Raw genomic sequence first — 12,861 nt, forward strand, 5'->3', positions numbered from 1 at the left:
AAGCAACATAGGCAGGGGGCATGACGAATATCGCAATCTGCGCACCGGCCACCCCGATCACCCGCGAGCAGAGCCTCGCGCTGGAGGAACTGGTCGCGGCGGAGTATCCCGCGCATCGGGTAACGTTTCACGATCAATGCTTCGAACGGCAGGGGCACTTCGCCGGGGATGACCTGCGGCGACTGACCGCGCTGCTCGAATGTGCCAATGATCCGGCATTCGATGTCGTGTGGTTCGCCAAGGGCGGATATGGCTCCAACCGGATTGCAGAAGCGGCGGTTGCGCAGATGAATGCGAGCGCGCGGGCCAAGACCTATGTCGGGTTTTCCGACTGCGGATATCTGCTCGCCGCGCTTTACCGGGCGGGAATCGGGCAGAGCGTGCACGGCTCGATGCCGGTCAGCGCCCGTTCCGAAGGCGGGCGCGAGGCGATCCGGCGGGTGCTGAACTGGTTTCAGGGGGATACCAGCGGAGTCGAACCCAGTCTCGATGGGAGCACGCCGGCAGCGGCGTTCAACCTCATCACGCTGGCGATGATCGCGGGCACGCCGATGATGCCCGACCTTAGCGGCCATGTAGTGATGGTGGAGGAAGTTTCCGAACATCTTTATGCGATCGACCGGATGTTCTTCCACCTCGCCGGAACGCTGCCGCGCATCGCCGGGCTGCGACTCGGCACGATTACGGACATTCCGGAAAACTATGTCGAATTCGGCCAGTCGGAGGAAGATATCGCCCGCTACTGGTGCGTGCGGGCGGGCATCCCTTACCTCGGCCGCGCGCTGATCGGGCATACATCTGCCAACAGGGTTGTGCCCTTCGGACTTGCCAGCCCGCCCGCGCAGACGTAACCGCGCCCGCCAAAATAGAGCGAAAATGGGGTCTATGATGCGCGCGTTTCTTTTTCCGGGGCAGGGTAGCCAGAAAGTCGGCATGGGAGCCGAACTGGCAGACGCGAGCGAGGCTGCGCGTGATGTGTTCGGCGAGGTCGACGAAGCGCTGTTGCAGAAGCTTTCCACCATGATGCGCGAAGGGCCGGAAGATCAGCTTACCCTGACCACCAATGCGCAGCCTGCGATCATGGCCAATGCGATTGCCACGCTGCGGGTGCTGGAGCGCGATTTCGGCATAAAACTCGAAGCACACGGGCACTGTGTCGCGGGGCATTCGCTGGGCGAGTATGCGGCGCTCTGTGCGGTCGGGGCGTTCAGCCTCACCGATACCGCGCGCCTGTTGAAGCTGCGCGGCCGGGCGATGCAATCCGCGGTGCCGGTGGGCGAAGGCACAATGGCGGTGCTGCTGGGCGCGGATATCGAACAGGCCAAGGCGCTGGCCGATGCCGCTGCGCAGGGCGAAATCTGTGAAATCGCCAACGACAATGATCCGACACAGGTCGTCATCTCCGGTCACACCGCCGCGATCGAACGCGCCGTTGTGCTGGTCAAGGAGTTCGGGATCAAGCGCGGCATGATCCTCAATGTTTCCGCACCATTCCACTGCTCGCTGATGCAGCCCGCTGCCGACCGCATGGCCGAGGCACTGACCATTACCTCGCCCGCCGCGTTCACTCTGCCGGTCTACGCCAATGTCTCTGCCGCCGCCGTCACCGATCCCGAACATGAGCGCGCATTGCTGGTGGAACAGGTCACAGGCCGCGTGCGCTGGCGCGAAAGCGTGCTTGCCATGCGCGCCGATGGGGTCGAAAGCTTTGTCGAACTGGGCGGCAAGGTGCTCGGCCCGATGGTCAGCCGCATCGACAAGGATGCGCAGGTGACCAACCTCGTGACGATGGCCGACCTCGAGGCTTTTGCGAAGGAGATGGCGTGATGTTCTCACTCAAAGGCATGAATGCGCTGGTGACCGGTGCGAGCGGGGGCATTGGTTCGAGCATTGCCCACGCGCTCGCCAGTCAGGGCGCGCGATTGGCGCTGTCAGGATCGAACGCTGCCAAGCTGCGCGCCTTCCGCGATGAACTCAACGAAACCTACGCCCATCACGATCACGATGGCCATGTCGAGATCACCTGTGACCTCGGCAACACCACGCAGGTTGAGGAACTGATCCCGGCCATGCTCGATACACTCGGCACCATTGACATCCTCGTCAACAATGCGGGGATCACGCGCGATAACCTCGGGATGCGGATGAAGGATGATGAATGGGATCAGGTGATCCGCATCAATCTCGAAGCCAGCTTTCGCCTGATGCGTGCGGCGGCCAAGCCGATGATGAAGGCGCGGTTCGGGCGGATCGTCAACATCACCAGCGTCGTGGGCGCGACCGGCAATCCCGGCCAGATGAACTATTGCGCGGCCAAGGCGGGCCTGACCGGCATGACCAAGGCATTTGCGCAGGAAGTTGCCAGTCGCGGCATCACAGCCAACTGCGTCGCCCCCGGCTTCATCCGCACCGCGATGACCAGCGCGCTCGACGAGAAGCAGCAGGGCGCGATCAACGGCCGGATCCCGATGGGCCGGATGGGCGAGGGCAGCGAGATCGGCGCTGCAGTGGCCTTTCTCGCCAGTCGAGAGGCAGCATATGTCACTGGCGAAACGCTGCACGTGAACGGCGGAATGGCGATGCTGGGCTGATTGGGGGGCAATGTTCGCCCCTTATCCCCAGCCGAGTAACCGCTCGCCAAGCCACCAACTTGCCCGTTTCGCCGCCTGCGCTAAGGTTTTATGCACTTTCCGGCGCTTGGGGGCGATTCCTCGCGGCTCCTGCGCCACAAACAGGAACGATAGGGACAAGCGATGAAGGCCACGATCGAACGCGCGACGCTGCTGCGCTGCCTCTCCCATGTTCAATCAGTGGTTGAACGGCGCAACACCATTCCCATCCTCTCGAACGTCCTGATCGATGCCAGCGACGGCGGCTCCGTCCGCGTGATGGCGACCGATCTCGATCTGCAGGTGGTCGAAACGATGTCGGCCTCCTCGGTCGATCAGCCCGGCGCTATCACGGTTTCGGCGCACCTGCTGTTCGATATCGCGCGCAAGCTACCCGAAGGCAGCCAGGTCAGCCTGACCACCAATGACAACCGTTTGGAGGTCAAGGCCGGCCGGTCGAACTTCAAGCTGCCCACGCTGCCGCGGGATGATTTCCCGGTGATCGTCGAAGGCGATCTGCCGACCAGTTTCGAAATGCCCGCGCGCCTGCTGGCCGAACTGATCGATCGCACCCGGTTTGCCATTTCGACCGAGGAAACGCGCTACTACCTCAACGGCATTTTCTTCCACGTCACCGACGAGGATGAACCCCTGCTGAAGGCCGCTGCGACCGACGGCCACCGCCTCGCACGCTTCACCGTGCCGCGCCCCGATGGCGCTGCCGGTATGCCCGACGTGATTGTCCCGCGCAAAGCTGTGGGCGAGCTGCGCAAGCTGCTGGACGAGGCGCTGGACGGCAATGTTCTGATCGACCTTTCGGCCAGTAAGATCCGCTTCACCTTCGGCGGCGAGGGCGGGGTGGTGCTGACCAGCAAACTGATCGACGGCACCTTCCCCGATTACAGCCGCGTGATCCCGACCGGCAATGACAAGCTGCTGAAGGTCGATCCCAAGCTGTTCTTCTCCGGCGTTGACCGCGTTGCCACCATCGCCACCGAAAAGACCCGCGCGGTGAAGATCGGGCTGGATAATGACCGCGTGACTCTGTCGGTCACCTCGCCCGACAATGGCACCGCGGCCGAGGAAATCGCGGCGGATTACAAGTCCGAAGGGATGGAGATCGGTTTCAACGCCAATTACCTCAAGGACATCCTCGGCCAGATCGACGCCGAAACGGTCGAACTCCACCTTGCGGACGCGGGCGCACCGACCCTGATCCGCGAAAACGAGGCAAGCCGCGCCCTGTACGTGCTGATGCCGATGCGGGTGTGATGAGCATCACCCAGGTCCATGTCCGCAAGAATGCGCTGACCGACGCGGTGCTGGCCGAGGTGCCGCTGGTCCCGCTGGCCGAAGGTGCGGTGCGGCTTGTGATCGAGAGTTTCTCCGTCACCGCCAACAACATCACTTACGCTGTGGTGGGCGACGGGTTCAAATATTGGGACTTCTTCCCTGCGCCGGATGGCTCCGGCATCGTGCCGATGTGGGGCCACGCGCAGGTGATCGAAAGCAATCACGCCGATATCGCCGTGGGCGAGCGGGTGTATGGCTACCTGCCGATGGCGAGCCATCTGGATGTTCGGCCCGGCAGGATCACCGCTTCGGGCTTCATGGACACCACCGATTACCGCCAGCCGATGAGCCCGGTTTACAACAGTTATACCCGGCTCGCCGCTGATCCGGAGCATGATCCGGCGCGTGAGGCCGAACGCATGATCTTCGGCCCGCTGTTCCGCACCGGCTTCCTGATCGAATACTTCCTGCGCGCCAACGACTGGTTCGGGGCCGAGCAACTGGTCGTCACCAGCGCCTCGTCCAAGACCGCGATGGGGCTGGCCAGCGTGGCGCGGCAGCATTCGCCGGGCATCCGCCGGATTGGCCTGACATCGAAGGGTAATGTCGCCTTTGTTGAAGCAAGCGGGCTGTATGACGAAGTCATCGCCTATGATGATCTGGAGCGTCTGCCCGTCCTGCGCAGTGTCAGCGTCGATTTCGCGGGCAATGCCGAACTGCTCGGCCAGCTGCACCGCCACTTCGATGCCGCGCTGGCGCATTCCGCGCTGGTCGGCGTGACCCATATCGAAGCACGCTCGACCTTCGGTGGGGGCGAAGCCATGCCGGGGCCGAAACCGGCACTGTTCTTCGCGCCGGATCACGCGGTCGCCTTTTTCAAGGCGCACGGTGCGGAAGAAGGCGGCAAGCTGGTTGCAGCAGCGTGGAGCGAATTTCTCAAGGCCGCAGAAGGCACGGTCGCGATCGAGCGGCATAAGGGGCTCGAGGCTGCACGCACTGTGTTCCTGGAAATGGTGTCGGGCAAAGTCGATCCGGCCAAGGGTATCGTGATCGAACCCTGACCCTAGGGTCTTTGGCCGCGTCCCGCCGTGTCGAGCACTCGGCGCACAGCATCAAGATCGATCGCCTCGACCGTCACGGCGGCATCGTCCCATGTGCTGTAGCCGGTCGTCGTGCGTGCCATGAAAAGCGAATTGAGGATCGCCTCTTCGGTTGCCTCGATCGTTGCGGCGAAAAGCGGGGAAAGACGTGAGCCTGGCACCTGTGTAATCGTGTGCTCGCCTGATTGCCGCTCAGGAGTGCGGCGCACGCCCTGGGCGGTTGAGAACGCGATGACATAGTCGCCCGATCCGTTGGTCATGGCAGCGCCTGTCCGTGCCAGCCCTGCCATAGCGCGCCGGGCAAGCCGTTCGAGCGCATCAGGTCCGAGGGGCGCATCAGTAGCGACCACGATCATGATCGAGCCGTCCGCAGCACGGCTTTCAAGCGCTCCCTTGAGGTAATACTTGCCCAGCGCCTCGCCGACATCGACCCCGTCGACCTTGAGCATCCCGCCGAAATTGGACTGCGCCAGCACGCCCACCATATGCCCGCCAAGGCTGTCAGGCAGCTTGCGCGAACTTGTGCCTATGCCGCCTTTCCACCCGAACGCGATGGTTCCCGCGCCTGCTCCGACCGCGCCTTCTGCAACCGGGCCGGACGCGGCGCCATCAAGCGCGGCGAAGACTTCCGCCTCGCCGACCGAACGGGCACGGATGTCTGAAAGGCCCCCATCGTTGGTTTCGCCCACGACAGGGTTGATCGAGGCAACCTGCTCCATTCCCGGTTGAGCGAGGCTCCAGCTGATCAGCGCATCCGCGACCCGCGGGACATTAAGCGTGCCGGTCAGCAGGATCGGGGTCTCGATTTCGCCGAGCTCCTGCACCTGTGTCGATCCCGCGAGCTTGCCATAGCCGTTGCCGACCACAATCGCTGCCGGGACCTTGTCGCGGTAGAGATTGCCCGGATGAGGGCGGATCGCGGTTACACCGGTGTTGAACCGCTCTCCATCGGCAATTGTGCTGTGGCCGACAAGCACGCCGGCGACATCTGTGATCGCGTTGAGCGGGCCGGGCTCCAGCACACCCGGTGCAACGCCAATGTCGCGCGCGCGCATCCTTTCGCCGTCTTGCGCCGAAACCGGAACCATCACGGCCAGTCCGATTGCAAGCGCAAGCGCCGAACGTCTCACTCCGCCGCTTCCGCCATTTCCACCCGCTGCGGCCCGCGGATCAATCCGCCGGGGGTTTCGCCGGTCCATGTCCCGTCGCGGAAGGTCACGGTGCCGTTCTTGATCGTGACGACATAGCCTTCGGCCTTCTGCAACAGCCGCTTGCCGCCAGCAGGCAGATCGAAGGCGAGCCACGGCTTGCCCAGCTTCAGCCGGTCCATGTCGATCACGTTGAGATCGGCGAGATAGCCCGGTGCGATCACCCCGCGATCCTCCAGCCCATAAAGCAGCGCGGTGTCGCGGCACTGGCGCTTGATCGCTTGCTCCAGGCTAATGCGTTCGCCGCGCTTACGCGACTTGACCCAGTGTTCGAGCATGAAGGTGGGTGAGGCCGCATCGCAGATCGTCCCGCAATGCGCGCCGCCATCGGACAGCGAATTGACCGTATCATCGGCATGCTGGAGCGGGTGGAGGAAGTCGAGGTTCCCTTCCGAATAGTTAAGGATCGGCAGGTAGATGAAGCCCTTTCCGTCATCGCGGCACAGCAGGTCGTAGGCATATTCCTGCGCGTCCTTCCCCGCCGCGTGGGCGCGAGCATTGACGCTGGCCTCCGGGCCCGGCTCGTAATCGAAATCAGGGTCCATTTCATATTGCAGCGCCCAGCCTTGGGTGATCACCATGACCACGCCAATGATGTCCATCGGCGTTTCGCTGTAGTCGTTGGGTTCTGACAGCAACTGCGCCTTGAACGCCGGATCGAGCAGTTTCGCCTTCTGCTGTTCCCACGGCAATTCCTTTATTGCCTGCCAGCTGGGGCGGAAGGCGAAGGGGTTCACCGTACCTTGCCACGCCATGATGATCCCGTTCCCGCGCAGCGCGATCTGGGCGACGATGTGCGCGCCGTTATCGTTCTCTGCGCGCATCTCGGCGATCTGTTCATCGAGCGAGATTTCCTTGGCGATCGATTGCAGCGCGGCGAAGGTCACGGGAATGCCCGCCTCGCGGCTGAGTTTGCCCATCCATTCGAACTCATTCCATTCGCGCTTCAGGTCGCTCGCCATTTCGAACACGGCATGGCCCCCTGCTGCCTTGGCGCGGCCCATTGCCTGGCCGATGGCGACCAGTTCTTCCGGCGTGGCGGTGGTGCCGGGCACCAGTTCGCCATCGACCGACTTGTGCAGCACCGTGCGCGAGGTCGAAAAGCCCAATGCGCCTGCACGCACGCCTTCCTCGACAATGGCGGACATGGCGGCGATATCTTCTGCTGTCGGCACCGCGCCGGGCTGTTCGCGGTCACCCAGCACAAAGGCGCGCACTGCGCCGTGCGGGACATGGGTGCCGACATCGACCGTGCGGGGCAGCTTTTCCAGTGCGTCGAGATATTCGGGGAAGGTCTCCCAATCCCACGTCATCCCTTCTGCCAATGCCGTGCCGGGAATGTCCTCCACCCCTTCCATCAGGCTGATCAGCCATTCGTGGCGGTCGGGCTTGGCAGGTGCGAAGCCCACGCCGCAATTGCCCATCACCACGGTGGTGACGCCGTGCCAGCTTGATGGGGCCATTTCCTGATCCCAGGTCGCCTGACCATCATAATGGGTGTGGATGTCGACGAAACCGGGAGCGACCACCTTGCCGGTCGCGTCGATCTCCTCGGCAGCGGTGCCGCTGATGTGGCCCACGGCGGCGATCAAACCGTCTTTCACGGCAACATCGCCGGCAAAGGCTGGTGCCCCGGTGCCATCGACAATTGTTCCGCCCCGGATGATCAGGTCGTATTGCGCCATTTTGTCTCTCCCTTACGGCATGGGAGAATGTCGCAAAGCGTGTCGCCCTACAAGGGGGTGCGGACCAAGTTGATGAAGTGCATCTGAAGCCAAGGGGCCGAACAATGGGTCGTTATCGCGTTTTTCACGCCGGATTTGTAGGATTTGTAGGATTCGCCGCGCTGGCGGCCCCGCTCGGCGCGCAGGAACAGCGGGCATGGGCGCTTGTGCCGACAAGCGATTTGTCCTCCATGCTCGACTGCTTCGAGGCGGCGGGGCAGACGCTGATCTCCGCGCATCGCGGCGGGCCGACGCCGGGCTTGCCGGAAAACGCAATCCCGACGATGGACGCGCTGCTGGCTGCGCATCCGGCGATCATGGAAGTCGATGTCGCGCAGAGCGCCGACGGCGTGCATTTTCTGCTCCACGACGACCGGCTCGACCGCACCACCACCGGCTCCGGCGAAGCTGCCGCGCAGGACTGGGCGGCGCTCAAGCAGCTTCGCCTGAGGGACAATTGGGGCTGGATCACGCCCTACGCGATCCCGACGCTGGCCGAAGCGCTGGTGTGGGCCAAGGGGCGTACCGTGCTGCAGCTCGATTTCAAACGCTCGGCCGATTACGCCGAGGTGGTCGCGGCGGTGCGCGAAGCGGGGATGGCGAACAGCGTGATCCTGATCGCCTATTCGACCGGCCAAGCGCGCGCCTTGCACGAACTCGCGCCCGAGATGCTGCTGTCAGTGTCGGTCGAGGCTCCGGGCGATGTTGCCGAACTCAAGGCGGCCGGTATTCCGGAAAACCGCATGGTCGCCTTCACCGGAACACGCCTGCCGCGCCCTGAACTCTACGCCGAACTCGACAAAGCCGATATCGAGGTGATTTTCGGCACATTGGGCCGCCCGCCCCGCTCACTCGATGCGGTGATCGACCGCTATGGCATGGACGAACGCTACGCGGAACTCGGGCGTGAAGGCGTCGATATCCTCGCTACAGATCGCCCACGGGAAGCCGCCGCCGCGCTTGCCGAGGCAGGGCGTTCGCCGCAGGCTGGGCAATGCGGGGTCGGGCGGGGCGGGTGACGGTTTGCTGATGCGCTTTGGTCGATACAGCCGAGCGGCGGGAGGTCAGCTTTCGGGGAGTTTCGGGAAAAAGCTGCTGTTCGGCTTCCGACCCCCAAGCGGTCATTCGCTCCCTTTTTGGAACATTCCGGAGAAGTCTCCAACCGGCAATCCTTCAGGAAAGGCCTCTCTGGGTAAACCCTTGAGCGATTTCCCCAACCATGAAAGTCGTTTTCGCATTCCGCTCGTTATCGGATCATCGGTCAGTTCCACGGTGATGCGCTTGAGACGCACGCCGTCGCCAAAACTGGCCGCCAGATCATCGGGATCGACCTTCGCAACGCTGGTCGGATCGGCGGGATCGCCAAAAGTCACCAGCATCGGATAGGCCGACCGTTCAGGTATCCACAAGTCTGCTGGCCACGTGCGCGGAAGAGTCCGCTCGCCCGTGATCTCGAGGACATCGTCCAGCGCGTCTTCGAATGCCTTGTTCTCCTGCGGAGCGAGAAGGACATAAACCATGCTTGCCCAATCCGGATCATTGTCCGACCGCAGCAGCGCAAACAGCGTCTTGTCGCCCGGCAGATCAACAGCCACCGCTTCTCCGCGCACGCGGCGTTCGACCGCCTGATTGGCGGGGACGGCCCCGGAGCGCACAAGAGTTTGCTGCACCGCGATGACACTCGACCCGGTCTTCACCCCCTCGGGCGTCTCGACCTCGACCGTGAGGCGGTAGCGATAATCGGGCGCTTTGTCCTCAGCGAAGGAGCAGCCGGGAAGCATGAGGGCGGCGAGTGCCAGCCATGCTGCCTGAAGTATGCGCGTCATCTCGTTTCTCCGTCCCATCACCTAATACGGCAGTAATCGCATGATTTGATGAAGAAATAATCAGTAGCGGGACCCCGGATTAAGTCCGCGGCGGCGGGATGGCGGGAATCCACCCATTTCCCGCCATTCAGGCCCAAATCGCCGCTCACCAAAAGCGGCCATTCGGCAGGCATTTCCAGTGAAAAGCCTTCCCCCCTGCTTGGCTGGAACAAAGGGTGAGGTTTTGGCAGGCTTGGTTCGAAGAGGTTGGGCCTACGCCGCCGCGCGTTTGGCTTCCTTCGCCGTCTCAGGCGCATCCAGAAATTCGCGGATTGCGGCCACGCTTTCGTCGGCGTGGGTCAGCAGGAACAGATGCCCCCCGCCTGCAAAAGTCATCAGCCGCGATTTCGGGATCATCGCCTTCAGGATCTTGCCATTGATGACCGGGACGATCTGATCGTCCTCGCCCATCATGATCAGCGTTTCCTTGGACATGAAGGGCAGGGCTGGCAGGCTGGACCAGCCCATCATGCACAGCAGCTGATACATGTAACCGCGCGGGGAGGGGGGCTTCAGGCGCCCGATATGGCTGTCCTTCTGGTGTCCTGCCCCGTCCTTGTCGATGCCGCCGTACAGCGTGGCGAAGTGTTCGTTCATGAATTCGGGGTCGATGTAGCGGCGCGGGTCGGCCATCTTGGTGAAGGCCGCCGGGTTGCCCGGCACCATGATCATGCCCGGCGTGGTCGCGATCAGGGTCAGCCGCCGGGTGCGCTTGGGATGCTGCAGGGCAAAGTGCTGCGCCATCGCGCCGCCCCACGAAACGCCCATCACGTCGACTTCATCCAGCCCGAAGCGTCCGAGCAACTGCGCGGCCGTCCAGCTCATGCTTGCCGGGTTGTAGGGTACCACCGGATCGGGCGATTCGCCCGTACCCGGCATGTCGAACATGATGAAGCCGCGTTCCGGCATGGAGGCCGCGAGCGGGGCGACCGCTTCGATGTTGGCGCCGATGCCGTTGAAGAACAGAACCGGCAGATGATCCGACGGCATATCGAGCCGCCAGGCCGCAACCCGTAGCGTCCGGCCGCCTACCTGTTCCATTGTGACGACTGCGCCGTCCATTGCATTGGCCACGAAAAACCCGTCCTTTCTGTGCGCCTTTCGAGGCGCGGATCGAGCGCGTGTCGTCGATCCCATGACGATCGCGCCCATGATAATCTTCGCGCAGGCACCGCCCCCGGCAATACCTACGCTGCACTGCAATATCAGACTTCTTCGATAACGTAGAGTCCCGGAGCAGGGTCGGTCGGCTGATAGGTGCCATTCCCGAGTTCGGCCGGTGCGGGCTTCTTCTTGCCCGAACGCGCCTGCACCCATTCCATCCAGAGCGGCCACCAGCTGCCTTTGACTTCCTCGACGCCTTTCAGCCAGTCGTCGCCGGTGGCAGGCAGTTTGCCCTTCTTCTTCTGGACGAAGTATTTCGCCTTGGGATTGGTCGGCGGGTTGAGGATCGCCTGCATGTGGCCCGATTGGCTGAGCACGTAGGTCACATCCTTCGAACCGAACAGCTGGGTCGAACGATAGGTCGCCTTCCACGGGGTGATGTGATCGGTCACCCCGCCCAGAATGAACAGGTCGGCCGTGACTTTCGACAGGTCGATCTTGTGATCGACCATTTCCACCTCGCCCTGCTTGGTGAAGGCGAGCGTTTCGTACACGGTGAGGAAATCGCCCATCAGGCTGGCCGAAAGGTTGGTGGCGTCGGCGTTCCAGAACAACACGTCGAAGGCCGGCGGATCGGCGCCGAGCAGATAATTGTTGATGACGTAGTTCCAGACGAGATCGTTCGGACGCAGCCAGGCGAAACCACGCGCCAGATCGTCCGCCTTGATCACGCCCGCCTTGCTGGCGCGCTGGCGGGCGATCTTCATGCCGTTCTCGGACACGAGCGATCCCGCCTCGATATCGGTCGCCTTGGGGTGCAGGACGCAGACCATCAGCGTGAGCGTACCGAGCAGGTCGGAACCATCGGCGGCAAGCTTGCTGGCGAGCATCGCGGCGGTCTGACCGCCCGAACATCCGGCCGAAACATTAACTTTTTTGGCGCCTGTGATCGCCGCGACCGCCTCCATCGCTTCGCGGCAGGAATGGACGTAGTCGGCCATGCCCCACTTGCCCTGTTCCTTGGTCGGGTTGCGCCACGATATGACGAAAGCCTGGATGCCGTTGTCGAGCTGCCATTTGACCACCGACTTATCCGGGCTGAGATCGTTGATGTACATCTTGTTGATCTGCGGCGGGATGGTGAGCTGGGGAATTTCGTAAACCTCGTCCGTCGTCGCGGCGTAGTGGATCAGTTCCATCATCTCGGTTCGCAGCACCACCGAACCCTTTGATGTCGCGACATTCTCGCCCAGCTTGAACGGGCGCTTGTCGACCTGGCTGACCATCCCCTTGTTATGGACGAGATCGTTATAGGCGTTCTGCAGGCCCTTGATGAGGCTGAGCCCGCCGGAATCGATTACCCGCTTCTGCGCAGTGGGATTGCCGACCAGCGTGTTGGTCGGGGAGAGCCCGTCCAGAATGATGTTCGCTATGAAATTCGCGCGGTTGCGTTCAAGTTCATCGAGCTCCAGTTCGTCCAGCCAGCTGCGCATACCCTTTTGCACAGCTAGGTAATATTGTGCCCCGGCGCGGAAGAACGGGTTGTATTGCCATGCCGGATCCATGAACCGCTTGTCCTTGGGATCGGGGGCCAGTTCGCTCTTGCCGGTCATGATCTTGACCATGTCCTGCGCCATCGCGGTAGAGTGGCGGATGAACCGGGTGGGATCCGACGCGGTCTCGCGCAGCAACAGCGCAACCGCGCTGACGAAATCCTCTCGCGCTACGCCGATCAGCGGCCCCAGCGCAGTGGTCGACTGTGCGGCCTCGTTCTCGAGCCGTACTTTGCTGTCTGCCATCGGATCCCCTTTTAACTTGCCGTTATTTTGTCCGGCACAAGATGCAGCGCGCGCGGCGAAGTTGCAAGCATTGGTGCGACGTCGCCGACGGCCGGCTTTGGGCCAGTTTTAAATACGCTGTTTACCTTTCCGATTCACGCTTTTCCAAGGGGTGCCGGG

11 protein-coding genes are annotated in these 12,861 nt (G+C 62.8%); 6 read left to right on the plus strand and 5 right to left on the minus strand.

Annotated features, from left to right (window positions below; translation table 11 throughout):
- Positions 1–20 precede the first annotated feature (20 nt).
- From J3454_RS00955 to J3454_RS00975, 5 genes are all read left to right on the plus strand, one after another.
- Complete coding sequence (locus J3454_RS00955) at positions 21–851, plus strand: LD-carboxypeptidase (RefSeq protein ID WP_349511887.1); 831 nt, start codon at positions 21–23, stop codon at positions 849–851.
- Positions 852–888: 37 nt separating this feature from the next.
- The gene (fabD, locus tag J3454_RS00960) at positions 889–1,827 is read left to right on the plus strand and encodes an ACP S-malonyltransferase (protein ID WP_349511888.1); all 939 of its coding nucleotides are present in this window, start codon (positions 889–891) and stop codon (positions 1,825–1,827) included.
- The gene (fabG, locus tag J3454_RS00965; RefSeq protein ID WP_349511889.1) at positions 1,827–2,591 is read left to right on the plus strand and encodes a 3-oxoacyl-[acyl-carrier-protein] reductase; all 765 of its coding nucleotides are present in this window, start codon (positions 1,827–1,829) and stop codon (positions 2,589–2,591) included. Before fabD ends, fabG begins: the two co-directional genes overlap by 1 nt.
- 162 nt (positions 2,592–2,753) lie before the next feature.
- The gene (dnaN, locus tag J3454_RS00970; protein WP_349511890.1) at positions 2,754–3,881 is read left to right on the plus strand and encodes a DNA polymerase III subunit beta; all 1,128 of its coding nucleotides are present in this window, start codon (positions 2,754–2,756) and stop codon (positions 3,879–3,881) included.
- Positions 3,881–4,963 (plus strand): DUF2855 family protein, encoded by a 1,083-nt coding sequence (locus J3454_RS00975; protein WP_349511891.1) that lies wholly within the window; start codon positions 3,881–3,883, stop codon positions 4,961–4,963. The genes dnaN and J3454_RS00975 overlap by 1 nt, the downstream gene beginning before the upstream one ends.
- A 2-nt stretch (positions 4,964–4,965) precedes the next feature.
- Here the strand turns inward: J3454_RS00975 and J3454_RS00980 are convergent, their stop codons facing one another.
- Positions 4,966–6,132, minus strand: a complete 1,167-nt coding sequence (locus tag J3454_RS00980; RefSeq protein ID WP_349511892.1) for a P1 family peptidase — start codon at positions 6,130–6,132, stop codon at positions 4,966–4,968.
- Positions 6,129–7,895, minus strand: a complete 1,767-nt coding sequence (locus tag J3454_RS00985) for an N-acyl-D-amino-acid deacylase family protein (RefSeq protein ID WP_349511893.1) — start codon at positions 7,893–7,895, stop codon at positions 6,129–6,131. Before J3454_RS00985 ends, J3454_RS00980 begins: the two co-directional genes overlap by 4 nt.
- A 104-nt stretch (positions 7,896–7,999) precedes the next feature.
- On the opposite strand from J3454_RS00985, the gene J3454_RS00990 reads away from it, so the two are divergent.
- On the plus strand, positions 8,000–8,953 hold the full coding sequence (locus J3454_RS00990; RefSeq protein WP_349511894.1) for a glycerophosphodiester phosphodiesterase family protein: 954 nt from the start codon (positions 8,000–8,002) through the stop codon (positions 8,951–8,953).
- Between the two features lie 102 nt (positions 8,954–9,055).
- Here the strand turns inward: J3454_RS00990 and J3454_RS00995 are convergent, their stop codons facing one another.
- The 3 genes from J3454_RS00995 to J3454_RS01005 all read right to left on the minus strand — a co-directional run bounded on the left by J3454_RS00995 (position 9,056) and on the right by J3454_RS01005 (position 12,702).
- Complete coding sequence (locus J3454_RS00995) at positions 9,056–9,760, minus strand: Hsp20/alpha crystallin family protein (protein WP_349511895.1); 705 nt, start codon at positions 9,758–9,760, stop codon at positions 9,056–9,058.
- Positions 9,761–10,012: 252 nt separating this feature from the next.
- Complete coding sequence (locus J3454_RS01000) at positions 10,013–10,873, minus strand: alpha/beta fold hydrolase (protein WP_349511896.1); 861 nt, start codon at positions 10,871–10,873, stop codon at positions 10,013–10,015.
- A 131-nt stretch (positions 10,874–11,004) separates the two neighbouring features.
- A complete protein-coding gene (locus J3454_RS01005; protein WP_349511897.1) occupies positions 11,005–12,702 on the minus strand; it encodes a PHA/PHB synthase family protein in 1,698 nt (565 codons plus the stop codon).
- Positions 12,703–12,861: the final 159 nt, after the last annotated feature.

Source organism: Erythrobacter sp. NFXS35 (genome assembly GCF_040148725.1).
In the GTDB taxonomy this organism is placed as follows: domain Bacteria; phylum Pseudomonadota; class Alphaproteobacteria; order Sphingomonadales; family Sphingomonadaceae; genus Erythrobacter.